Genomic DNA, 23,400 nt, shown 5'->3' on the forward strand with positions numbered 1-23,400 from the left:
TTCAGTTTGCATCTGCGACATTCTTGTACATACTGGGTTCTCGACCACCCCGACGACGTGAAGGATCCGCTCGCCGATGCCAACGCACCACGACCTGCTCGACCGCTCCGAGGCTGATCGGCGACTCCCGCCGACCGAGCAGCGCCTCGACGCGTCCGCCGAGCTCGACGCCCTTCCCAGTCTGCAGGTCCTTCGGCTGCTCAACGCACACGACCGCATCGCGGTCGACGCCGTCGAGGCCGTGCTGCCGCAGCTCGCCGATCTGGTCGACCTCGCCGCCGAGCGATTCCGCCGCGGTGGCGACGTGCACTACTTCGGCGCCGGCACCTCTGGCCGACTCGGCGTGCTCGACGCCGCCGAACTACGACCCACCTTCAATCTCGAGGCGGGCCGGGTCGTCGGCCACATCGCCGGCGGCGAGACCGCGCTGGTCAACGCGGTCGAGGACGCCGAGGACTCCGAGGCCGACGGCCGCGCCGCCGCTGCCGCCGCGGTCGGCGCCGCCGACGTGGTGATCGGCCTCGCCGCGAGCGGCAACACGCCCTACGTCGGTGGCGCGCTCGCCGCGGCCCGCGCGGCGGGGGCCCACACCGTGCTCGTGTCGAGCAACCCCGACGCGCTGCTCGCCCCGCTCGCCGACACGAACCTTGTGCTCGAGACCGGGGCCGAGGTGCTCACCGGCTCGACCCGGCTGAAGGCGGCCACCGCCGAGAAGCTCGTGCTCAACGGGTTCTCGACCGCGCTCATGATCGCCGTCGGGCGCACCTGGTCGAACCTCATGGTCTCGGTCGTCGCCACGAACGCGAAGCTGCGCGACCGCACCGTGCGCATCCTGCAGGAGGCCGCCGACGTCGACGAGCCCACCGCGCGCACCCTCCTCGACGCCGCCGACGGCGAACTCAAGACCGCCATCGTCGCCGCCCTCGGCGGCGTCGACGCGCCCCGCGCCCGCACCCTGCTCGCCGAGCACGACGGTGCGGTGCGCGCGGCGCTCGCCGCGCTCGAGGCGGCGCCGACCGCGGCGAACTGACGTCCCATCGCACCACCCGCACCACGAAGCATCCGCATCACCTACGAAGGAGAAGGAAACAATGAGGCGACGCATCCTCACCACCGCCGCGCTCGCGGCGGGAACCGCGCTGCTGCTGAGCGCCTGCGCACCGAGCGCATCCAGCGGCGACGTCGAACAGGCCAGCGGTGACGACGTCACGCTGAAGGTCTGGTCGTGGCGCACCGAAGACGTCGAGGCGTACAACGCGATCTTCGACGTGTTCGAGGAAGAGCACCCCGGCATCACCGTCGAGTTCGAAGCGTTCCAGAACACCGAGTACAACCAGATCCTCACCACCGGCCTCGCCGGCAGCGACGGCCCCGACGTGCCGATGGTGCGCGCCTACGGCCAGCTGCAGCCGAACATCGAGGCCGGTCAGCTCGAGCCGATCGACGGCAAGGTCGACGGGCTCGACGGCATCGCCGACAGCGTCATCGCGGGCGCGAAGGGCAAGGCCGACGGCCAGACCTACGCCGTGCCGCTGGCCACCCAGACGCTGCAGATGTTCTACAACAAGCAGATCTTCGAGGAGCAGGGACTCGAGGTGCCCACCACGTGGGACGAGTTCATCGACGTCAACGAGAAGCTGCTCGCCGCGGGCATCACCCCCATGGCGCTCGGCGCGAAGGACGACTGGATCCTGCCGATCTTCTCGGACATCGTCGGCAGCGCCCGCTACGGCGGGTCGGAGTTCGAGCAGAAGGTGCTGTCGGGTGAGACCGACTTCACCGACCCGAACTACGTCGGCGCGCTGCAGCTCATCACCGACCTGCAGAAGTACCTCACGCCCGACGTGGTCGGCGTGAGCTACACCGACAGCCAGATCCAGTTCACCTCGGGGCAGGCCGCGCAGTTCCCGGGCGGCTCGTTCGAGATCGCGACGTTCCGCGCGCAGAACCCCGACCTCGATTTCGGCTCCTACCAGGTGCCGGTGCCCGACGGCGCCGTGCTCGACGCGCCCGTTTCGCCGGCGTACGCCGACGGCAACTTCGCCATCAACTCGAAGTCGAAGCACAAGGAGGCCGCGTTCGAGCTGCTGAACTGGCTCGCGACGCCCGAGTTCGGCCAGCTGGTCGCCGACGAGCTCAACCAGTTCTCGGCGATCCCGGGTGTCGAGTACTCGGACGAGGTCATGCAGGAAGCGTGGTCGAATTACGAGGACGGCCAGGCTCCGTACCTGCTGCTCGTCGACTTCCGGTACGGTGAGCCGCTCGGCACCGCGGTGCTCGGCGCCGAGGTGCAGAAGATGTTCCTCGGCCAGGTCGACGCGGCCGGTGCCGCGGCCGCCCTGCAGACCGGCATCTCGCAGTGGTTCACGCCCGGCGAGTGAGCCGGCGGCCCGCAACGACCGAACGATAAGGAGCGACGAAGACCATGTCCGCCATCACCGTGCCGAAGGTGCGCCGCAAGCGCATTACGACCGGCGTCACCCTGTCCCGCAGGGCGGGCATGGTCTTCGTCCTCCCCGCGCTGGTGCTCTTCGGAGTGTTCATCGCGTACCCGCTGCTCACGGCGCTCAGCTACTCGTTCTTCGGCTGGACGGGGATCCTGCGCGGCGAGTTCGTCGGGCTGCAGAACTACCTCACGCTGTTCACCCAGTTGCCCTACACCGAGGACATCCCGAACGCGTTCGTGCACAACCTGCTGCTGTTCGTCGGCGCGATGCTGTTCCAGAACACGGTCGGCCTCGGGCTCGCGACGCTGCTGCACCGCGTGCGCCGCTTCAAGCGGTTCTTCCAGACCATGTACACGCTGCCGTACCTGGTGTCGCCGCTCGTCATCGGCTACCTCTGGTCGCTCATGCTGTCGCCGCTGTTCGGCCCGGTCAACGCGACGCTGCGGGCGATCGGGCTCGGCGACCTCGCCCAGCCGTGGCTCGGCAACCCGCAGACCGCGATCTGGGTGGTCGTCATCGTCACCGCCTGGCAGTGGATCGGCTTCCCCGTGCTGTTGTACGGCGCGGCCCTCGGCGGCATCCCGGCCGAGGTCGACGAGGCCGCGTCGATCGACGGCGCGAGCTCGTGGCAGCGGTTCCGCTCGATCACGCTGCCGATGCTCATCCCCGCGATCGGCACGGTGAGCGTGCTCACGTTCATCGGCGCGATGGAGGCGTTCCCGATTCCGTACGCACTCGGCGGCTCGCAGGGCAACCCGGCCGGCGCCACCGACGTGCTGAGCCTGCTGTTCTACCGCACGGCCTTCGAGTCGGGCTCGTCGAACGCGATCGGCACGAGCTCGGCGATCGCGACCCTGCTGTTCCTGTTCATCTTCGGGATCTCCATGCTCATCACCGCGTTCATGCGCCGCGCCGAACGGAAGCTCTTCTGATGACCGCGACGATCACCCCCGGCACCACCGAGGCATCCGTCGGGCGCACGCCCGCTCGCAGCGATACCCCGCGCCGTCGGCGCCGCGTCACCTTCGGCGGCGCGGCATCCGGCACCTTCCTCTGGATCTACGCGGCGATCTCGATCGCGCCGCTGCTGCTGATGCTGTCGAACTCGCTGCGCACCACGCAGGACATGGCGCAGCATCCGCTCGGCCTGCCGCTGCCGCCGAACTTCACGAGCTACCAGAAGGCGTGGATCACCGCGTCGTTCGACACCTACTTCTTCAACTCGATCTTCGTGACCGTCGCGTCGGTGCTGCTGTCGACCGCGGTGTCGCTGCTCGCCGCGTACGCGTTCGCTCGCACCCGCTCGAAGCTGTTCGCGACCCTCGAGGGATTGTTCCTGTCGGGGCTCATGCTGCCGGTCTACCTCGCGATCCTCCCGCTGTTCTTCATGCTGGATGCCGCGGGCCTGGTGTCGAACCTCTGGGGCCTGATCCTCGTGTACGGCGCGCTGGGCATCCCGTTCTCGACGTTCGTGCTGGCGAGCTTCTTCCGGCAGCTGCCGATGGAGCTCGACGAGGCGGCGCGCCTCGACGGGGCCGGCCCGTTCGCCACGTTCTGGCGCGTGCACCTGCCGCTCGTGCGCCCGGCGATCGCGACGGTCATCGTGTTCCGCTTCGTGCCGGTGTGGAACGACTTCTTCTACCCGCTCATCCTCATCCGCGACCAGGACTCGTACACGCTGCCGGTCGGCATCACGCGGTTCTTCGGCGAGTACCAGACCGACTGGGCGACGCTGTTCGCGGGCCTGACGCTGGCGACGATTCCGCTCGTCGTGCTGTTCCTGCTGGCCACGAAGCAGATCGTCTCCGGACTCACTGCTGGAATGAGCAAGTGACGTACCTTCTCGGCATCGACGTGGGCGGCTCGGGGAGTCGGGTCGCGTTGCGGCGGGCTGCGTGGGTGCGGGATGTCTCGGATGTCTCAGCTGCTCCGGATGCCTCGCGGCTCGAGCTGCTCGGCGACCGGATCGGCGTGACCGCCGAGGGCAGCACGGTGCCCGACGCCGTGCTCGCGCTGATCGAGCGCGCCGCGGCCGAGTGGCCCGACGAGTTCGCCGCGGTCGAGGGCGTCGGCGTCGGAGCGACCGGGCTCGCGACCCTGGTCGAGCGGCCTGCCGACCTGGTGGCCGCGGTCGAGCGGGCGTTCGCGAGGCTCGCGCCCGGCCGTTCGGTCGGCGTCGCGGTGGCGATCGACGCGGTGACCGGGCATCTCGGCGCACTCGCCGGCGAGGGCGGCGTGGTCGTCGCGCTCGGCACCGGTGCGATCGCGTTCGGCACCGACTGCCGCGAGGTGTGGCGGCGGGTCGACGGATGGGGGCATCTGCTCGGCGACCGCGGCGGCGCGGCGTGGATCGGCCTGCGCGCGCTCGACGCGGCCGTGCGCGCGCACGACGGGGTCGACCCGGCCGGCGCGGCACTGCTCGAGGCCGCGCGGGCGCGGTTCGGCGAGGTGCTCACCTGGCCCTCGCAGCTCTACACCCGGGCCGACCGGGCGGGCGTGCTCGCGGGATTCGCGGCCGACGTCGCCCGGGTCGCCGAGGGCGGCGACCCCGTGGCATCCGCGATCATCGCCGAGGCCGGCGCCGAAGCCGCGCGCAGTGCGATCGCGGCGCTCGACCCGGCGCTGCCCGGGCGCGTCGCGGCGACCGGCGGGGTGTTCGGCGCCGGCGGCGGGGTCGCCGCCGCGTTCGCCCGGGCGCTCGCCGCTGCGCGACCCGACGTGGAGCTCGTCGCCCCCGCCGGCGACCCGCTCGACGGCGCCCTCATCCTCGCCGAGCGCGCCGCCGCCGCCGAGGTGACCACCCATGTCCCGTACGTCTGGGCGAATCGGTGACATCGAGACGCCGCGACCCAGCGCACGTCCCCGGGTCTCGATACGCGTCGCCGCTTCGCGTCGGCGCTACTCGACCAGCGGAGGGGGCGACGGTCTCCATATCCGCTGGTCGAGGAGCGACCGACGAAGGAGGCCGCGTATCGAGACCTGGTGACTCGGCGCTCGCAGCCGTATCCACCACCCTCACCACCGCCCTCGGCCCCCACGCCGTCGACGCCTCGGCCCTCGCCCGGCACGCCCGCGCCCACGACGCCTCGCACTACCTCCTCGTGCCCGAGCTCATCGTCTCGGCCGACGACCGCGACGCGGTCGCCACCACGCTCGCCGCCGCCACCGCACACGGCGTGGCGGTCACGTTCCGCTCGGGCGGCACCAGCCTGTCGGGGCAGGCGTCGGGCCGCGGCATCCTGCTCGACACCCGACGCGGGTTCCGCGGACTCGAGATCCTCGATGGCGGCGAGCGCCTGCGCGTGCAGCCCGGCGTCACCATGCGCGCGGCGAACGCGCGACTCGCGCGGCACGGCCGCGTGCTCGGCCCCGACCCGGCCAGCGAGGTCGCGTGCACCATCGGCGGCGTCATCGCGAACAACTCGTCGGGCATGGCCGCGGGAATCGAGCACAACAGCTATCGCACGCTCGAGTCGCTCGTCGCGGTGCTGCCGTCGGGCACGGTCGTCGACAGCGCTGCGCCCGGGGCATCCGATCGCCTGCGCGAAGCCGAGCCCGAGCTCGTCGCGACCCTCGAGCGCCTGCGCGACCGCGTGCGCGCCGATCCCGAGTCGGTGCGCGAGCTGCGCGAGCGCTTCGCGATGAAGAACACGATGGGATACGGGCTCAACGCGTTCCTCGACCACGACGACCCGCTCGACCTGCTCGTGCGGCTGCTCATCGGCAGCGAGGGCACGCTCGGATTCGTCGCCGAGGCGGTGTTCCGCACGCTGCCGGTGCTGCCGTTCGCCGCGACCGGACTGCTCGTGTTCGAGTCGGTCGACCACGCGATGCGCGCGCTGCCGGCGCTCGTCGCGACCGGTGCGGCGACCGTCGAACTGCTGGATGCCACGTCGCTGCGGGTCGCCCGCCGCGACCCGACCGCGCCCGCAGACATCGGCGGGTTCGAGATCGTCGAGCACGCGGCGCTGCTCGTCGAGTATCGCGGCGCGACGCAGGCCGATCTCGATCGCGCGACCGCCGCCGCCGCTCCTGTGCTCGACGGGCTGCCGCTCGTTCGCGCCGCCGCGCTCTCGGCCGATGCCGCCACGCGCGCCGCGCTCTGGCACGTGCGGAAAGACCTCTACGCGACCGTCGCCGGTGCCCGCCCGAGCGGCACGACGGCGTTGCTCGAAGACATCGTCGTGCCCGTCGAACGTCTCGCCGACGCCTGCCGCGAACTTGCCGCCCTGCTCACCGAGTTCGCCTACGCCGACGCGGTGATCTTCGGGCACGCGAAAGACGGCAATCTGCACTTCATGGTCACCGACGACTTCGGCGAGCCCGCGGCGATCGCCCGGCTCGAGGCGTTCACCGAGCGACTCGTCGATCTCGTGCTCGGCCACGGCGGCAACCTCAAGGCCGAGCACGGCACGGGCCGGGCGATGGCGCCGTTCGTGCCGCGGCAGTATCGGCCCGAGCTCGTCGAGGTGATGCGCGAGCTGAAGCGCGCGTTCGACCCCGCGGGCGTGCTGAACCCGGGCGTCGTGCTCACCGACGACACCGACGCGCACCTGCGCGACCTCAAGCCCGTCGTGACCGTCGAGGCCGAGGTCGACCGGTGCGTCGAGTGCGGCTACTGCGAGCCCGTGTGCCCGAGCCGCGACCTCACGCTCACGCCGCGCCAGCGCATCGCGGTGCGTCGGGCGCGTGCGGTCGCCGAGGCGGCGGGCGACGGAGCGCTCGTCGCCGAACTCGACCGCGCGTACGACTACAAGGGCGTGCAGACGTGCGCCGTCGACGGCATGTGCCAGACCGCGTGCCCCGTGCGCATCAACACCGGCGACCTCGTGAAGCGCCTGCGCGCCGAACAGCACAGCACGATCGCCCAGCGCGGGTGGAAGGCCGCCGCAGGCACCTGGGGCACGATCACCGCGACCGCCGCTGTGGCCCTCGACGCGACGGCACGCCTGCCCGAGCCGCTCGTGGCCCTGCCGAACCGCGCTGCGCGCGCCGTGCTGGGTGCCGATGCGGTGCCGCTGCACACGCGCGACCTGCCGGCGGGCGGACGACGGCGCAGCCGGGTGGCGCGCTCGCGCGGTGCGAGCGGATCGCTCGGCGCGACCGGCGCGCCTTCCAGCTCGCTTGTCGCCCCGGCCGCCTCGCTCGTCGCCCCCGCTGGCGCCCCGGCCGCCGTCTTCCTCCCGAGCTGCCAGGGCGCGATGTTCGGCTCGGGCTCGGGCTCGGGCTCGGGCTCGGGCTCGGGCTCGGGCTCGAGGTCTCGGGGACGCTCGTTGCCGCTCGGCGGCGAGGCAGGCGACCACGAGCGTCCCCGGCGTGGGGGATCGGCCGCGCTCGGCACGCAGAGTGCGTTCGCGGCGCTGTGCGCCGCCGCCGGTGTGGGGCTCGTCGTGCCCGACGGCGTCGACGGGCTGTGCTGCGGCACTCCGTGGTCATCGAAGGGATTCGCCGACGGACACGCCGCGATGAGCGAGCGCGTGCTCGATGCGATCTGGGATGCCTCGCGAGGCGGCGAGCTGCCCGTCGTCGTGGATGCCTCGTCGTGCACCGAGGGCGTCGCGCGCATCGTCGAGAAAGCGGTCGTCGCCGGCGACCCGCGCACGGTCAGCGTGGTGGACGCGGTCGCGTTCGCGGCGAGCCGCGTGCTTCCGTCACTGCGACCGCTCGACGCCGACGAGAAGGCACCGTCGCTGACGTTGCATCCGACCTGTTCGTCGACCCAGCTCGGCCTGAACGACGCGCTCATCGCCCTCGGCCGCGCCGCAGCGCGCGAGGTGCACGTACCCGTCGACTGGTCATGCTGCGGGTTCGCCGGCGATCGCGGGATGCTGCATCCCGAGCTCACCGCCTCGGCGACCGCGGCCGAGGCCGCGGAGGTGGGCCGCATCGACGCCGACGAGCACGCCTCGTGCAACCGCGCGTGCGAGATCGGCATGACCCGCGCGACCGGCCGCCCCTACCGGCACGTGCTCGAGCTGCTCGCCGAGCGGTACGGGTTGGGCTGAGCGGGCATATCGAGACCCGGCGAGGCGGGTCGCCGGGTCTCGATACGCTCGCTGGCGCTCGCTACTCGACCAGCGGGGGCGCGCTCGCTGGCGCTCGCTACTCGACCAGCGGGGGCGCGCTCGCTGGCGCTCGCTACTCGACTAGCGGGGGCGGGGACGCGTTCTACGCCCGCCGCGCGATCCGTCGCCGCTTCAGCCACTTGTCGCCCTCGACGACGGCGAGCGGCACCAGCAGCAGTGCGATGCACTCGAGCCACTGCCATCCGGTGAGCGAGACCGCGCCGACGATGCGCTGCAGGAACCCGATCTCGGTCGAGCAGACGATGATGATCACCGGCCACACCAGGTACTTCAGGGTCGAGGCGATCGGCGGCAGCAGGCCCGATTCGGGCGAGCGTCGCATCAGGATGCCGCTCAGAACGGTGCCCAACCCGACGATCACGTAGACCATCGTCATCGACGCGCTCGGCTCGAGCGGGTCGGGCCGATCGGGCCCCCAGATCAACGGCACCAGCGACACGATGAAGATCGCGAAACCGTACAGCAGCCATTCGCCGATCGCCCGCGGGTTGGCGACACCGAGCTTGGGGTCGCGCGGCGGGCGGTCCATGAGGCCGGGGGGCGAGGGGTCGGCGGCGATGGCGAGCACCGCGAACAGCGTGACGAAGAAGTTCAGGAACAGCACCATCACGGGGAACAGCGCGACGCCGTCGTTGATGCCGAACGCGCTCGCCGCCACGAACAGCATGAGCAGCGAGAACAGCTGCGACATCTGGAACCGCAGGTAGCCGACGATCTTCTCGTAGACCATGCGGCCGATCTCGACGGCGTGCACGAGCGTCGCGAAGTTGTCGTCGGTGAGCACGAGCTTCGCGGCCTGCTTGGTGACCTCGGAGCCCGACCCCATTGCGACGCCGACGTTGGCCTGCTTGATTGCTGCGGCGTCGTTCACCGCGTCGCCCGTCATCGCGACGATCGAGCCCTGCCCCTGCAGCAGTTTCACGAGCCGCAGCTTGTCCTGCGGGGTGACCCGGCCGAACACGTGCAGGTCGGCCAGGTCGCGGTTGAGCTCGTCGTCGCTGAGCTGCTGCAGGTCGTGCCCGCTGATCGCGCCGGGGCCGAGTCCGAGCTCGGCGCCGATCGCGCCCGCCGTGACGGCGTGGTCGCCGGTGATCATGCGCACCTCGATGCCGGCGCGCTGCGCGACCTCGATCGCGCCCTTCGCCTCGGCGCGCGGCGGGTCGACGATGCCGACGATGCCGATCAGCACCAGGTCTTGCACGTACGACATCGGGTCGGCTTTGACCGCCGCCTCATCGCCGTCGGGCAGCACCCGCGCGGCGAGCGTCAGCGTGCGCAGGCCCTGCTTCGACATCTGCTCCATGGCGGCAGTCGCGGCGGCCGCGTCGACGGGTGCCGGGGTGCGGTCGGCGGTGAGCATCTTCGTGCACCGTGACAGCACGATGTCGGGTGCGCCCTTCACGAGCTCGAGGAAGTGCGTCTCGCCCTGCCAGGGGAAGTGCTGGAACGTCGCCATGAACTTGTAGTCGGAGTCGAACGGCACCTCGGCCACGCGCGGGTACTGCGAGCGGGCGGCGTCGGCATCGACGCCGAGCTTGGCGGCGAGCACGATGAACGCCGCCTCGGTCGGGTCACCCACGACCTGCCCGTCGAGGCTCACCGTCGCATCGTTCGGCAGCGACAGCACCGCGGCGAGGGGCGCGGCATCCACCTCGTCGCCGCCCGGCTTCAGCACCTTGCCGTCGAACGAATAGCCCTCGCCGGTCACCGTGTACCACTGCCCGGCGAACCAGACCGAGCGGGCGGTCATCTGGTTGAGCGTCAGCGTGCCGGTCTTGTCGCTGCAGATCGCGCTCGTCGCCCCGAGGGTCTCGACGTCGTTGAGGCTCGCGACGACGGCTCGCTCGGCGGCGAGCTTCGTCGCACCCCACGACAGCAGGCCCTGCACGAACACTGGCAGGCCCGTCGGAATCGCCGAGATCGCGACGGCCGTGCCGAGGAAGAGCAGCGAGCCCAGGTCTTGTCCGCGCACGAAGCCGATGATGATGATGAGCAGCACCGCGCCCCATGCGACGAAGCCGAGCACTTTGGTGAGCCCGTCGAGTTCGCGCTGCAGCGGCGAGCGCGAGGTGCCGACCCCGGTGAGCAGGGTCGCGATCTGCCCGACCTGCGACCGCATGCCCGTTTCGACGACGACCATGGTGGCGGTGCCGCGGGTCACCGAGGTGTTCTGGAACAGCATCGAACTGCGGTCGGCGAGTGCGGTCGCCGGGTCGGTGTTCGGTTCGACGCGCTTGGCGATCGGCAGCGATTCGCCGGTGAGCGCGGATTCCTGCGTCTCGAGGTTCGCGGCGCGGATGATGCGGCCGTCGGCCGGCACCAGGTCGCCGGCTTCGAGCTCGACGAGGTCACCGGGCACGATGTCGGGTGCGGGCAGCTCTTTCAGCACCCCGCCGCGGGTGACGCGGGCGTGCGGGGTCTGCAGGTTGGCGAGCGCGTCGACGCTGCGGCGGGCTTTCAGCTCTTGTCGGGTGCCGAGCACGATGTTGAACAGCACGAGCACGGCGACGACGATCGCGGTGGTGACCTGGGCGATCAGCAGCGACACGATCGCGACCGCGATGAGCATCAGGGTCATCGGTTCGACGAGTTGTCGCAGCGCGATCTTCCACCAGCTCGGCGGCGGTGCCGCGTCGAGCGTGTTCGACCCGAACTGCGCGAGACGCTTCGCCGCCTCGGCATCGGTCAGACCGGTCGCCGCGTCGGAGCCCGCTTCGGCGACGGCCGCCTCGGGCGTGAGGGTCCACCAGAGCGGGCCGGATGCCTCGCCAGCCGCCGACCCCGACGACTCGACCTGCGACGATGCCCCTGTGCTCATCTGCTCCCCCAAGCTGCCGATGGGTTCACCCTAGCGGCGGGTGTGCGCGTGCGGGAGTGGGGAAGTGGCGCGCGTCGTGCGCCCCGCGCTGAGCGTGCTGAGCGCCACTCGGCCGGGCTCGACTCCGCCGCGGTGCGCGTCGTCACACTTCGCCTCGCACGGAATACCGCCCCCGCGCTGAACGCTGTGCCCGGCATGACCTCACTGCTCACCGGTGCCACCGGATACCTCGGATCAGCCGTGCTCGACCGCCTCGTCGCGAGCGGGTACGACGTCGTCGCGGTCGTGCGTTCGCCCGGGTCGGCCGAGCGCGTCACCGCGCGCGGCGCCCGCGCGCTCGTCGGCGACCTCACGGATGTCGCGTGGCTGACGGCTGCGCTCGCCGACGCCGACGGCGCGATCCACCTCGCCGCGCCCAGCGACGGCGCCGCCGCGCTGAACGAGGCCGTCGTCGACGCGGCGATCGCCGCCTATGCGGGCACCGGGCGGCGCTTCGTGCTGACGAGCGGCATCTGGGAGTTCGGCGCCGGCGACCTCGACGACGACGGCCCGCTCGACCCGCCCGAGCTCGTCGCCTGGCGCGTGCCGATCGAGCAGCGGCTGCTCGCATCCGACGTCGACGCCGCCATCGTCGCGCCCGGCCTCGTGTACGGGCACGGCCGCGGGCTCATCAGCCTGATCACCGACGCGCCGCGCACCGAGTCGGGCGCGCTCACCCTCGTCGGCGACGGCGAGCAGCACTGGAGCTGGGTGCACGTCGACGACCTCGCGCGGCTCTACGAACTCGTGCTCGTCTCGCCCGCGGCATCCAGTGGCGTGGCATCCGGCCGTATCGTCGCCGTCGATGGCGCGCCGCTCACGGTGCGCGCACTCGGGGAAGCGGTCGCGGGCGAGGCCGGCGTCGCCGGCGAGTCCGCGGATGCCTCGCGCGCGCGTCTTGGCGCCGTGTTCGCGGATGCGCTGCTGCTCGACCAGCGTGCGTCGGGCCGCAAGGCGCGCGAGCTCGGCTGGATTCCGGAGCATCCGTCGGTGCTCGAGGAGGTCGAGCGGCAGGCCGCGGCCGCCTGATCGCGCGACCAGCTGATCGGATGCCTCCGCGCTGGCGCGCGGATCTGTCGCGCGTCCGCCGCGCGGGGGAGGCGGCTGACCCGCACGCGGCGTATCGTCCGGCGCGTGCATGAGGAGCTTCGCGACCCCGTCGTGGTCGACTTCCCGCTGCGGGGCGAGGGGTGGATGGCCGTCACCACGCCTGCGCATCGCGTGCCGAGCCACGGCACCGACATGCTGGGGCAGCGGTTCGCGTACGACTTCTTGAGGGTCGACGGGCGCCGCGGCGCGCACGTTCACCCTGCGAGCACGTGGCGCACCGCGACCATCGGCGTGCGCACGAACGAGTGCTACGCGTGGGGCGAGCCGGTGCACGCCCCGTTCGACGCCGAGGTGATCGAGGCCGCCGACGGCATCGCCGAACGGCAGTGGGTGAACATGTTCCGCGAGCTGTTCGGCGTGCTGCGCACGGCGATCACGTTCACGCCCGAGATGCTGCCCCGGGTGCTCGGCAACCATGTGCTGCTACGGGCGACGGATGCCTCGGTCGGGCGTTCCCCGGCGGGTTCGCGTTCCCCGATCTTCGCGGGCTTCGCGCACCTCGCGCCGGGGTCGGTCGCCGTCGCGGCGGGCGACCACGTCGCCGCCGGCGACCTGCTCGGACGCGTCGGCCACACCGGCAACTCGACGTCGCCGCACCTGCACTTCCAGCTGATGGACTCGGCCGACCTGATGACGGCGAAGGGCGTGCCGTGCGCGTTCGCGGCGTACGAGGTCGAGCGTGATGGGTCGTGGCATCCGGTCGCCGATGGTGTGCCCGGGCGAAGCGAGCGGATCCGGTCGGTGACGGGCTGAGCCGCTACCGGTCATCCTCGTCGGATATCGCGTCCGTACGTGTGCACGCAGCATGCGCGGCCGCAGCAACCGATCGAGGAGAAGGCAGGTGGTTCGCAGGCGGTCTGCGTCCACCGATTGCGTGTCATCCCCCTCGTTCTGGGGCGAGCGGTGGGGCCGATCGCGCCGATCGAATCGGGAAGGATCGTGCAATGACCGATCGACGCGACGCATCCGCCCCGAGCGTCTTGGCGATCCGAAAGGACGGCATACGTGCCGCGGACAGATCGATCGACCAACCCGAGGAGAGCGCACGATGAGTGACGAGATCGAGCTGATCAGTGACGGTGCAGGACTGGCCGTCATCGGCGAACCGTCCGCCGTCGAGCGCTTCCTCCGAGCCCGCGGCCTTCTGACGTTCACCGAAGATCTGGGGCTTCACCGGCTCGGAGCGCTCGCGCAGGCCGTCGACGGCATCGCCGGGGGTGCCTCGGAGATCGCGGCGAACTCGGGGCGGTGGCTCAAGCTGACCGAAGAGTCGGCCGCGGTCGTGCAGGAGTTCGGGCTCATGGAGACGAAGACGGCGGGGATCAGCCACGCCATGGTCGGCGACCCGGGCTCCATCAGCAAATGGCTTCAGATCGACACGAGCCGTGGGGCAGTGCTGACCAACCCCGCCATGCTCGCCGGGGCGGCGGGCATCATGGCGCAGCTCGCCCGACAGGCGGAGATTCGCGAGATCAAGGCATACCTGCAGCGGATCGACGAGAAGATCGATGACGTCCGCCGGGGCCAGCGCGACGCAGTCCTCGCACGCATGGATGGAGTCGCGCTGGCGATCGAGGAGGGCCTGACGGTCCGGGAGCACGGTGGGCACCTGGCGACGGTGTGGTCCAAGGTCCAGACCGCCGCCGGCTCGATCGCGGAAACCCAGGCGCATGCCCTGCGCGCGCTGGCCGCCCACGCGGAGAAGCTCGAGGAGAAGGCCAAGATCGGCGACGTCGCGAAGGCGGTGCGGGCGGCCGAGGACGATGTCGCCGTCTGGTTGGCTGTGCTCGCGCGCTGTTTCGAGCTGCACGAGGCGATCGCGGTGCTCGAACTGGACCGCGTTGCGCAGGCGGCTCCCGACGAGCTCGATGGCCATCGGCTCGGCCTGGCGGTCGCACGGGAAAAGCGGCGTGAGCTGATTCTGGAGCACACCGCGCGTCTGATGAACAGGCTGGAAGCCGCGGCGGACGACGCGAACCTCAACGTTCTGCTTCACCTTCCCGCGGCCCGCGCCATCGTCGGTGCCGTCAACCAGGTCGGCGCTGCCGTAGACGATTTCCGCGAGCCGCTCAGCATCGAGCCGGTGAGAGACCAGATCGAGACGACCCGCTGGAGGGAAGCGATCCGCGACGCCGAACAGTGGAAAGCGGCGGCCATGGAAGCCGGACCGAAGGCGGTGGCCGGAGCGGCGGTCGTCGGTGCGGGGGTGCTCGTCGTCATCCCTCAGACCCGAGGCTTCGCTTCCGGCGTGCTGAAGTCTGCGCTGCGAACGCTCCGCTGAGTTCGTACTCGCCGAACTCGGTCGCACGGTGCTCACCGACCTCCGCAGTGCGGGGATTCCCGAGGCGCACGACCTGGAGCGGGCGACGGTGAACGTCTCGGGGCGGGGTCGGGGAGAGCACTTCGCAGCTCTGAAGGCTGCGCGACCGGCGTTGCCCCACTTCGGGTGCCAACCGAGTCGTGGGCGACCGCTTCCGGGTAGCTTCGAGTGGTCCGCCCTCCACCGAACCCGAGCAATCCACCCCCATGAAGACCCAAGATCTCGAGCGCCTGCGTGAGGCGGTCGCCGACCTCACTGTGTGGACGCGGAGCGCCAGTGCGGTTCGCGCCCACCGTGTGAACGTCTTGACCGCCGCCGAGCAGGCATTCGCTGAGCTGCAGACTGCGCTGATCGATGTACGACTCGCGGGGGAGCGGCACTGGAGCGTGCTCCCGTTGCGCGTCGGCGACGGCGCCCGTCTCGGATTGATCGCCCGCTCCGAACTACTCCCAGCAGTGACCACGCACGAGGCGGAGGTGCTGGAGCAGCTGACCACGTCGGTCGTGACCGCGCTCGGCGAGGTCAAGGCCATGCTCGGTGTGCGTCGGCTGTTCAGCGGCTCAGCAGCGAAGGAAGCGGCGGCGCGCGCCGCCCGTTACCTCGTCGAGTTCCATTCGTGGGGCCGTTCGAGCAACCTTTCCGCGCTGCTCTCGCGGATCGACGATCGTGGCCGCACGCCCGGGGTCGTCGACCCCGCCTCGGCACTCGATCCCAGCGTCGGGCTGTCGAAACGTCTCGGGCAGTACGGAGCATCCCATCTGCTGGATGCGTCATCGATCGCGGGACTCGCTCACAGTGTCGATCTCATCGACCGAACGCTCGTACTCGAGGGCGCGAACCGTCGGCGTGCCCTCGAGGCCGGTGCGTCGGTGCGCCTCGCCGAAGCAGCGCGCGTCGTGGCCGAGATGTCGGTCGAGCGGTTGAAGGATGCGACTCGAGATCGGATCCGTACGGGGCCGCTCGTCGCTTTCGGCTTCCGCACCGTGCACGATGTGCTGATGCGCCGCGCCCAACTCGGCATGATTCCGGGCATCGGTGCGACGACCGCCAACCGTATCAGCGGAGCAGCGCAGGCCATCTGGCAGGCGGCGTACGAGGAGGCGCCGGTGCGTATCGACGTCGATCGCCCGACCGCCGAGATGCACCAACTCGTGCAGAGCCTCGCGGTGTGGGATGCGACGCGAAAGACGAAGAACGCGACCGACGACGTGGCGCTCGCCGAGGCGCTCGCTCCGCTCGCGCGGAGTGTCGGACACGATTGCTCGACGCTGATCGTGATGGAAGGGCGCGGCGACCGCGCGTCGTTCCTCGAATCGGTCGCGGCCGTGGTGAACCGGGCCTCGCTCATCTCGCGGACGACGACCGGGCTCGGGCCCGCTGACGCCTGGGCCGACTTCCTCGCCAGGCCGGCCGACTACTTCGCGATGCTGAACGAGTTGGGCTTCCTCAGCGAGAACGAGGATGCGGTCGCCGGCGGCCTGCCGCATGAGATCGCCGACGCGATCCGAGCGTTCGAACTCGATACGCGCCACCTCACGGTCTCACTGCGTGGATACCAGACCTTCGGCGCGCGCTTCGCGCTCGTCCAGCGCAAGGTGATCGTCGGCGACGAGATGGGTCTCGGCAAGACGGTCGAAGCCCTCGCGACGTTCGCCCACCTGCACGCCAAGGGAGCCCGGCACGGCATCGTCGTGTGCCCAGCCGCCGTCGTCACGAACTGGATGCGAGAGATCGAGTCGAAGTCGACCCTGAGCGCGCACCGGCTGCACGGTGCCGGGCGGGACGCCGCGTTTCAGTCTTGGGTTCGGGATGGCGGCATCGCGGTCACCACGTACGAATCGCTCGGATGGCTCGGCGTGCGTCGGCCGGACTCCCATCGATCGGCTGTGCGGTCTTCGATGAGGCGCACTACATCAAGAATCCGGCCGCGCAGCGTTCGCGCCGGAGCGCGGTGATCATCGACCACGCGGAGCGCGCGATCCTGTTGTCGGGTACCCCGCTCGAGAACCGGGTCGAGGAGTTCCGGAACCTCGTGAGCTATCTGCGCCCCGATCTCGTCATCGACGCCTCGGATCTGCGGCCGAGGCTCTTCCGGCAGCAGGTCGCACCCGCGTACCTCCGACGCAACCAGGAGGACGTCCTCACCGAACTTCCCGAGCTCGTAGAGGTCTCCGAATGGCTGCCGATGTCGAGGGCCGACGAGCAGGCGTATCGCAATGCGGTCACCCAGGGGAACTTCCATGCACTGCGCCAGTCCGCGATGCTCTCACCCGATTCGGAGAAGCTCAAGCGGCTGATCGAGATCGTGGAAGAAGCCGAAGACAACGGACGGAAGGTCATCGTCTTCTCGAGCTACTTGAGCGTTCTCAGTACCGTTGCGGCTGCGCTGCCAGGTCGGGTGTTCGGCCCGCTCACGGGAAGCGTGCCCGCTGCGAAGCGGCAGACGATGGTCGACACGTTCGCTTCGGCCCAGCACGGCGCAGTGCTCGTCGCGCAGATCCTCGCGGGCGGGGTGGGGCTCAACATCCAGGCTGCTTCCGTCGTGATCATCTGCGAACCCCAGCTGAAACCGACCATCGAGTGGCAGGCGATCGCACGCGCACGGCGGATGGGGCAGCTCCACTCCGTACAGGTGCACCGACTGCTCTCGGAGGAGGGCGTCGACGTGCGCGTCACCGAGATCCTGGCCAAGAAGAAGGAACTGTTCGAGGACTTCGCTCGGATGAGCGAAACAGCCGCGGCCGCGCCCGAGGCGTTCGACGTGTCGGAGCCGGAACTGGTGCGCGAGGTGCTCGAAGCCGAACGGGAGCGGTTGTTCGGGGACAGCGCCCAACGGCGTGCGGTCGCGGGTTAGCTGGATTTCAGCGCGCTGGGGCCGCCTCGTCACCCGGAAGACCGTCGATCCCGCAACCCGACGCCCAGCACCCTCTCTGCTGCAACCCACCCCATCTGCTCGCGCCCGACGGACGGTCGTGAGCCGGCTCGTATCACTGTCGTCTAGTCCCGCGACCAGACTGGCGGTACCTGTTGCCGTAGTCGACCGTGGCGTTGTTGTGCGCCGAACGGCAACTGGTCCGACACATTTTCGAGGCACTACCGATCTCCAAGCGGCAATCCCGCACGGTCTTTCCAGAGTTCGCGGCCATTCGACTCGTGCCCGAGGATGATCGTGGACGCAGCCGAAGGTGACGGCAGCTCGAGTTCGCCGACGAGTTCGAAGATCCCGGGCTCAACTTCTACGAATCGCTCTGAGCGCAGCGCTGCGTGACGCCGTGCCCGATTTCGCTCAGACATCGATTCGTGGACGGGCAGCGGCCCGAGGAACGACGTCAGCACCATCGAGTTTCCATCCCCACGCCGCGCGGTTGCCTTGGCTGCGCCCGCCGTGAGTCGAAACTCACCGTCACGTGCAATCTCTTGGTCTGGACTTGCCACCGCGTCGGCACGGGAAGTGTAGGAGGCGAGCGGGAGATCCCCGCGCTCCGTGCGCCAGACTCTCCAGCCGTTGACCTCGCCGCCAGCCAGATGCTTCGCTGCACTCGAAGGCGTCGAGTGAGTTGAGCCGTCTTCGAGGTGTATCCCGTCCGCACGGATGTGAGCGCGATGTGTGACCCCCTTCTGTGGACGGCGCCAGATCAGGGACTCTCCATCTTCAAGGATGCCGGAACGAACAAGCTCGAGAAGTTCCGGAGTCAGCATGGTTCGAGGCTCGTCCCGCACTACTCGTTCGCCATGCGTCTGTCCTTGGTTCCAATAGTCGAGCAGCCGATCGATCACAGTGCTCGGAGTGTCGGTAAACGGAACCGCGAGTACCTGCAGACGCGAGTATGTCTCGTCGCCTATTCGAATCGTGGGCATCTGAACCTCCAAGATACTTTGTCTGTAACAGTTCACAGTATCCGGTGTCCGGCCCAACGCAACCACTCGTACGAAGTGCGCGACCGAACTGCAGCACAGATCCTCCTGCGCTGCAGCGGCCGGTCAACGGGCCGTGGGGCCCGTCGACCCCCGCACCACCAGCGTCGTCGCCAACTCCACCCGCCCCGGCTCACTCTCTTCCCGCGCCACGACCCGCAGCAGCCGTTCCACCGCAACCCGCCCCATCTCTTCGAGCGGCTGACGCACGGTCGTCAGCCCCGGCGTCGCCGCGGCGCTCAAGTCGTTGTCGTCGAAGCCCGCGACCGAGACATCCGCCGGTACCTGCAGCCCGAGCGATCCCGCGGCGCGCAGCGCCCCCACCGCGACCTTGTCGTTGAAGCACACGAGCGCGGTCGGCCGGTCGGGCAGCGACAGCAGCCGCCGCGCCGCCACGAACCCCTCGGACATCGTCGGCGGCACCGACAGCACGAGCGCCGGGTCCTGCCGCAAATCGACCGTGCCCAGCGCCGCCGCATGCCCCGTCAACCGCTCACGACTCACGAGCCACTCGGTGGGCCCGGCGATCACCCCGATGCGCCGATGCCCCAGCGATACGAGATGGGAAGTCAACGCCGAAGCCCCATCGTGATGCGCCGCCGACACCACGACCGCACCCGCCGGCGGGTCGGTGCGCGGGTCGACGATGACGAACGGGAAGCCCTGGCGCGCGAGCCGCGCGAGCTCGTCGGGGTGCTCGGGCGGCAGCACGAGGATGGCGCCCGCGGTTTCGGCGCGCATGGGCAGGCGGCCGAGCGGATGCCGCGACTGCGACGATTCGCCCGCGTCGAGCAGCATCGGGCGGTTGCGAGAGGCGAGCTCGTCGGCGATCGCCGTGACGATGAGGCCGAAGTAGTCGGTCAGCAGGTAGGGGCAGCGCACGAAGACGGGGCCGAGGTCGGGCCCGGCATGTCCGCGGGCGATCGGGGCGGCGGGTCCGAGTCGGTCGAGCGCCTCGAGCACGAGGGTGCGAGTGGATGCCGCGACGCGCGCATCCCCGTTCAACACTCGTGAGACCGTCGCAATCGAGCACCCGGTCGCGGCGGCGACATCGCGAACCGACGCACGGGCGCGTGGGGGAAGGGCTGCGGTCATCGCTCCTCCAACAGGGGATGCCTCGAACAACGCGGGCTCAGAAGCATCCGACCCCTTGACGCCCGTGAGCCGAGCGAGCAAGATACCGGCGCATCATCGCCCAGTTGTTCCAATTGTTACATCGACCGAGCACTCAATGTGGAGGCCCGTCATGAGATTCCGTACGAAGACGATCACGGTCGCGACCGTGATCGCACTCGCCACGAGCGGCGCGCTCGCCGCCGGCGCGGCGCCCGCCACCGCCACAGACCAACCGCCCGAGGTGCGCTCCTGGCTCACCACCGTCGACCGCGCGCGCCTGCTCGAAGAGCAGCCGCCGCTGCAGTTCACCGACACCCCGTCGACCGCGCCGACGATCGTCATCGACCCCGAGCTCGGCTATCAAGAGATGGATGGCTTCGGAGCATCCATCACCGATTCCTCGGCGCACGTGCTCTACAACCTGAGCAAGGCAGAGCGCGACGCGACCATGCGCAAGCTCTTCCACCCGGTCGACGGCATCGGCATCAGCCTGCTGCGGCAGCCGATCGGGTCATCCGATTTCACCGCGACCTCCGCGCACTACACCTACGACGATGTCGCGCCCGGCAAGAACGACTACCTGCAGCGCAAGTTCACGATCGCGCACGACGAGGCGCAGATCCTGCCGCTGCTGCGCCAGGCGAAGCAGCTCAACCCGAAGCTGAAGATTGTGGCGAGCCCGTGGAGCCCGCCCGCGTGGATGAAGACGAACGACTCGCTCGTCGGCGGCAAGCTCGAGCCGGGCGTGCTGAACGCGACCGCGTACGCCGCCTACCTCGTGCGCTACGTCGTCGAGTACAAGAAGGCGGGCGTGCCGATCGACTTCCTGACGATCCAGAACGAGCCGCAGAACCGCACGCCCGACGCCTACCCGGGCATGGACATGCCGGTCGCCGACCAGGCCCGGGTCATCCGGATCCTCGGCCCGCTGCTCAAGGTCGCGAGCCCGAAGACGAAGATCCTCGGGTACGACCACAACTGGGCGACGCACCCGAACGACCTCGCGAACGTGCCGCCGGGGCAAGACCCCGAGCCCGACTACCCCGCCAAGCTGCTGCTGACGAAGGCCGCGAAGTGGATCGCCGGCACCGCGTTCCACTGCTATTACGGCGACCCGAGCGCGCAGACCGCGCTGCACGAGCGGTTCCCCGACAGGGGCATCTGGTTCACCGAGTGCTCGGGATCCCACGGCGCCGACGACCCGCCCGCGAAGTTCTTCCGCGACACGCTCGTCTGGCACGCGCGCACGATCACGATCGGCGTGCCCCGCAACTGGTCGAAGACGACCGCGAACTGGAACCTCGCGCTCGACGAGACCGGCGGGCCGCACCTCGGCGGCTGCGGCACGTGCACCGGCCTGGTCACCACCCACTCCGACGGCACGGTCACCACCAATGCCGAGTACTACACGATCGGCCACCTCTCGAAGTTCGTGCAGCCGGGCGCGGTGCGCATCGCGTCGACCTCGTTCGGCACCACCGGATGGAACGGGCAGGTCACGGATGTCGCGTTCCGCAACCCCGACGGATCGTTCGTGCTCGTGGCGCACAACGAGAACGACGACCCGCGTGCCGTTGCGGTGTCGGTCGGGTCGAAGACGTTCGAGACCACGCTGCCGGGCGGCGCGCTCGCGACGTACACGTGGGCGGCTTCGGCGGCGTTCGATGACGGGCTCGTGCCGGTCTCGGTCGAGGGCGCGACCGCGTCGGCGACCTCGTCGGCCGGGTCCGACGCTGAGGCTCGCTTCGCCGTTGATGCGGATGCCTCGACGCGCTGGTCGAGCGGACAGGCGCAGGCTCCTGGGCAGGCCCTGACCATCGACCTCGGCGTCGCGCGGTCGTTCTCGCGCGTCGCGATCGACTCGGGCGGCAACCTCGGCGACTACGCGCGCGGGTGGGAGCTGTCGGTGTCGTCGGATGGTTCGTCGTGGACTTCGCTCGCGAGCGGAGCCGGCGTCGGGCAGTTGACGAACGTGGATGTCGCGCCGACGACGGCGCGCTACCTGCGGATCGCATCGACCGCTTCCGCCGGCAACTGGTGGAGCCTCGCCGACATGCGGCTGTACGGCTGAGTTCAGCAGCCGGGGCCCGAGGGGTTCTGGGTGCAGGTTCCGTTGACCAGGACGGTGTCGATTCGACCGACTTGGATGCTTCGGGCCTCGCCCGGAATCTCGAGGGCGCCGGGCACGGGCAACCATGCGGATCCGTCGAACCGGTACTCGGCGAGATACGTCGTGGTCGGAGTCACGGTGAACGTGCCGCGCTCGGTGAACACATGGCTCGTCGCGGTCGCCGTGAACTCGCGCTGGCCGAGTTCGGCCCACGTCGCACCCGGGTCGTCGGATGTGACGGTGGCGCCGTCGGAGAACTCCCACCGGTACCCGACCGGGGTGAAGCGCACCTCGGCGGGCCTGCCGAGCAGGGTGCCGGTCGTGGTGTGCGCGGATGTCTCGCCGATGAAGTTCGCCGGAAGCCCGATCACGGCCCACCCGTCGGGTTCCATGAAGCCACCGGGCTCCGCCGGCCGGAACTGCGCGACATCACGGATCGTCACGCCGGGGGAGCCGGGCTCGGGCTCCGTCCAGGGCTCGCAGAGGTCGGTCGGGTCGAGTACTCGGCAGTCATCGATCAGACGCGTGCCATCGGGAAGCTCAGTGACGGGCTCGCGCGCCTCGCCGCCGCCCATCCCGATCAGTCCGGGATTCACCGGACGGCCATCCTCGTACCAGGTCTGCCAGGCCGAGACATCTACCTGGCCATCGCTAATGCCAGCGTCCGCTCCAGCATCGTCGCACGTTCCGACGATCGAGCCGCCAACCGTGCACCCGGACTGCGCTGCCGTTGTGATGGCCATAGGTAGCGCAACCTGTGGGAGCAGAGCCGCGATCAGCAGAAACTGTCGCCATCCCACCGCGTGCTCCCATCAAGCAAGACACCCGAACCAACGGCGACGAACTCGAGGACAAGCGGGACCGATGTTTCTCGATCGGTCGGCGTGATATCTCCGCCGTCTACATCGATCACGCGAGTACTGCTGACGTCTTGACATGCGTAGACAGTGATCTTCTCGGAGTTGTGCGCATACTCCTGGATGCGGTAGCCGCTCGCCGTCACTTGACCGGTGGTGTGGACGCCCACCTCCTGCATACCCTTGAACTCCTCAACTAGCTGAGCGCCGTACTCATCCGTCAGATGCTCCCGGATTCGTTCCGGCTCGGCGCCGCCATCGGCTGCGATTGCCGAGTACGACTCGAGATAGCGGTCGTAAGCCGCCGCTGCGGCGACGAGCGCTTCCTCGTCCGACGCGAAGATCGGAGCGGCTTCGGTCGCGGTCGGCTCGGGAGATTCCGTCGGCGTTGCCTCGCCAGCGCAGCCGGTGAGCAGCAGCACGCACGCGAGGGTGGTCGCGGCGATGGCGTGGAACGTACGGGGCATGAGATCCAACGGTAGGCGAAGACCGCACCGACTCGTTCAGTTCTCCACAGCCACGCGGTCGCCTGCACCGTCACGCGTCTCGAGACCCTGTGAGCTGCGCGCGGATCCCAGTTGG

The 23,400-nt window shown here is 70.0% G+C and carries 17 protein-coding genes; 12 read left to right on the forward strand and 5 right to left on the reverse strand.

Translation table 11 applies throughout. The features are described 5' to 3' along the window. The first annotated feature begins 76 nt into the window (after positions 1-76). The 6 genes from murQ to FLP10_RS11400 all read left to right on the forward strand — a co-directional run bounded on the left by murQ (position 77) and on the right by FLP10_RS11400 (position 8,452). Positions 77-1,030 carry an N-acetylmuramic acid 6-phosphate etherase gene (murQ, locus tag FLP10_RS11375; protein WP_149160970.1) on the forward strand — a complete coding sequence of 318 codons (954 nt, stop codon included), beginning with the start codon at positions 77-79 and terminating at the stop codon, positions 1,028-1,030. Positions 1,031-1,091: 61 nt separating this feature from the next. Next, complete coding sequence (locus FLP10_RS11380) at positions 1,092-2,381, forward strand: ABC transporter substrate-binding protein (protein ID WP_149160971.1); 1,290 nt, start codon at positions 1,092-1,094, stop codon at positions 2,379-2,381. A gap of 44 nt (positions 2,382-2,425) precedes the next feature. Continuing rightward, positions 2,426-3,379 carry a carbohydrate ABC transporter permease gene (locus FLP10_RS11385; protein ID WP_149160972.1) on the forward strand — a complete coding sequence of 318 codons (954 nt, stop codon included), beginning with the start codon at positions 2,426-2,428 and terminating at the stop codon, positions 3,377-3,379. Then, complete coding sequence (locus FLP10_RS11390) at positions 3,379-4,281, forward strand: carbohydrate ABC transporter permease (RefSeq protein ID WP_149160973.1); 903 nt, start codon at positions 3,379-3,381, stop codon at positions 4,279-4,281. Before FLP10_RS11385 ends, FLP10_RS11390 begins: the two co-directional genes overlap by 1 nt. Continuing rightward, positions 4,278-5,279, forward strand: a complete 1,002-nt coding sequence (locus FLP10_RS11395; protein WP_149160974.1) for a BadF/BadG/BcrA/BcrD ATPase family protein — start codon at positions 4,278-4,280, stop codon at positions 5,277-5,279. The genes FLP10_RS11390 and FLP10_RS11395 overlap by 4 nt, the downstream gene beginning before the upstream one ends. Before the next feature lie 269 nt (positions 5,280-5,548). Next, complete coding sequence (locus tag FLP10_RS11400; protein ID WP_342780529.1) at positions 5,549-8,452, forward strand: FAD-binding and (Fe-S)-binding domain-containing protein; 2,904 nt, start codon at positions 5,549-5,551, stop codon at positions 8,450-8,452. A gap of 163 nt (positions 8,453-8,615) precedes the next feature. Here the strand turns inward: FLP10_RS11400 and FLP10_RS11405 are convergent, their stop codons facing one another. Then, entirely contained in the window at positions 8,616-11,351 is a 2,736-nt protein-coding gene (locus FLP10_RS11405) for a cation-translocating P-type ATPase (RefSeq protein ID WP_149160975.1), read from the reverse strand. 195 nt (positions 11,352-11,546) lie between these two features. On the opposite strand from FLP10_RS11405, the gene FLP10_RS11410 reads away from it, so the two are divergent. From FLP10_RS11410 to FLP10_RS17835, 5 genes are all read left to right on the forward strand, one after another. Further along, a complete protein-coding gene (locus FLP10_RS11410) occupies positions 11,547-12,419 on the forward strand; it encodes an NAD-dependent epimerase/dehydratase family protein (protein ID WP_149160976.1) in 873 nt (290 codons plus the stop codon). 105 nt (positions 12,420-12,524) lie between these two features. Then, on the forward strand, positions 12,525-13,253 hold the full coding sequence (locus FLP10_RS11415; RefSeq protein WP_149160977.1) for a M23 family metallopeptidase: 729 nt from the start codon (positions 12,525-12,527) through the stop codon (positions 13,251-13,253). A 295-nt stretch (positions 13,254-13,548) separates the two neighbouring features. Then, positions 13,549-14,781 carry a hypothetical protein gene (locus tag FLP10_RS11420; protein WP_149160978.1) on the forward strand — a complete coding sequence of 411 codons (1,233 nt, stop codon included), beginning with the start codon at positions 13,549-13,551 and terminating at the stop codon, positions 14,779-14,781. A gap of 245 nt (positions 14,782-15,026) precedes the next feature. Next, positions 15,027-16,775 (forward strand): SNF2-related protein, encoded by a 1,749-nt coding sequence (locus FLP10_RS17830; RefSeq protein WP_210418389.1) that lies wholly within the window; start codon positions 15,027-15,029, stop codon positions 16,773-16,775. Continuing rightward, positions 16,667-17,674, forward strand: a complete 1,008-nt coding sequence (locus FLP10_RS17835) for a DEAD/DEAH box helicase (protein ID WP_210418390.1) — start codon at positions 16,667-16,669, stop codon at positions 17,672-17,674. The genes FLP10_RS17830 and FLP10_RS17835 overlap by 109 nt, the downstream gene beginning before the upstream one ends. A gap of 239 nt (positions 17,675-17,913) precedes the next feature. On the opposite strand, the gene FLP10_RS11430 is transcribed toward FLP10_RS17835, so the two are convergent. Continuing rightward, positions 17,914-18,678, reverse strand: a complete 765-nt coding sequence (locus tag FLP10_RS11430) for a restriction system modified-DNA reader domain-containing protein (RefSeq protein ID WP_149160979.1) — start codon at positions 18,676-18,678, stop codon at positions 17,914-17,916. 123 nt (positions 18,679-18,801) lie between these two features. After that, positions 18,802-19,830, reverse strand: coding sequence for a LacI family DNA-binding transcriptional regulator (locus FLP10_RS17840; RefSeq protein ID WP_149160980.1), 1,029 nt, complete (start codon positions 19,828-19,830; stop codon positions 18,802-18,804). 151 nt (positions 19,831-19,981) lie between these two features. Between FLP10_RS17840 and FLP10_RS11440 the strand changes: the two genes are divergently transcribed. Beyond that, entirely contained in the window at positions 19,982-21,922 is a 1,941-nt protein-coding gene (locus FLP10_RS11440; protein ID WP_149160981.1) for a discoidin domain-containing protein, read from the forward strand. 2 nt (positions 21,923-21,924) lie between these two features. Here the strand turns inward: FLP10_RS11440 and FLP10_RS11445 are convergent, their stop codons facing one another. Next, positions 21,925-22,557, reverse strand: a complete 633-nt coding sequence (locus FLP10_RS11445) for a hypothetical protein (protein ID WP_149160982.1) — start codon at positions 22,555-22,557, stop codon at positions 21,925-21,927. A 179-nt stretch (positions 22,558-22,736) separates the two neighbouring features. After that, positions 22,737-23,285, reverse strand: a complete 549-nt coding sequence (locus FLP10_RS11450) for a hypothetical protein (RefSeq protein ID WP_149160983.1) — start codon at positions 23,283-23,285, stop codon at positions 22,737-22,739. Positions 23,286-23,400 lie beyond the last annotated feature (115 nt).

The organism is Agromyces intestinalis (assembly GCF_008365295.1).
Taxonomy (GTDB): domain Bacteria; phylum Actinomycetota; class Actinomycetes; order Actinomycetales; family Microbacteriaceae; genus Agromyces; species Agromyces intestinalis.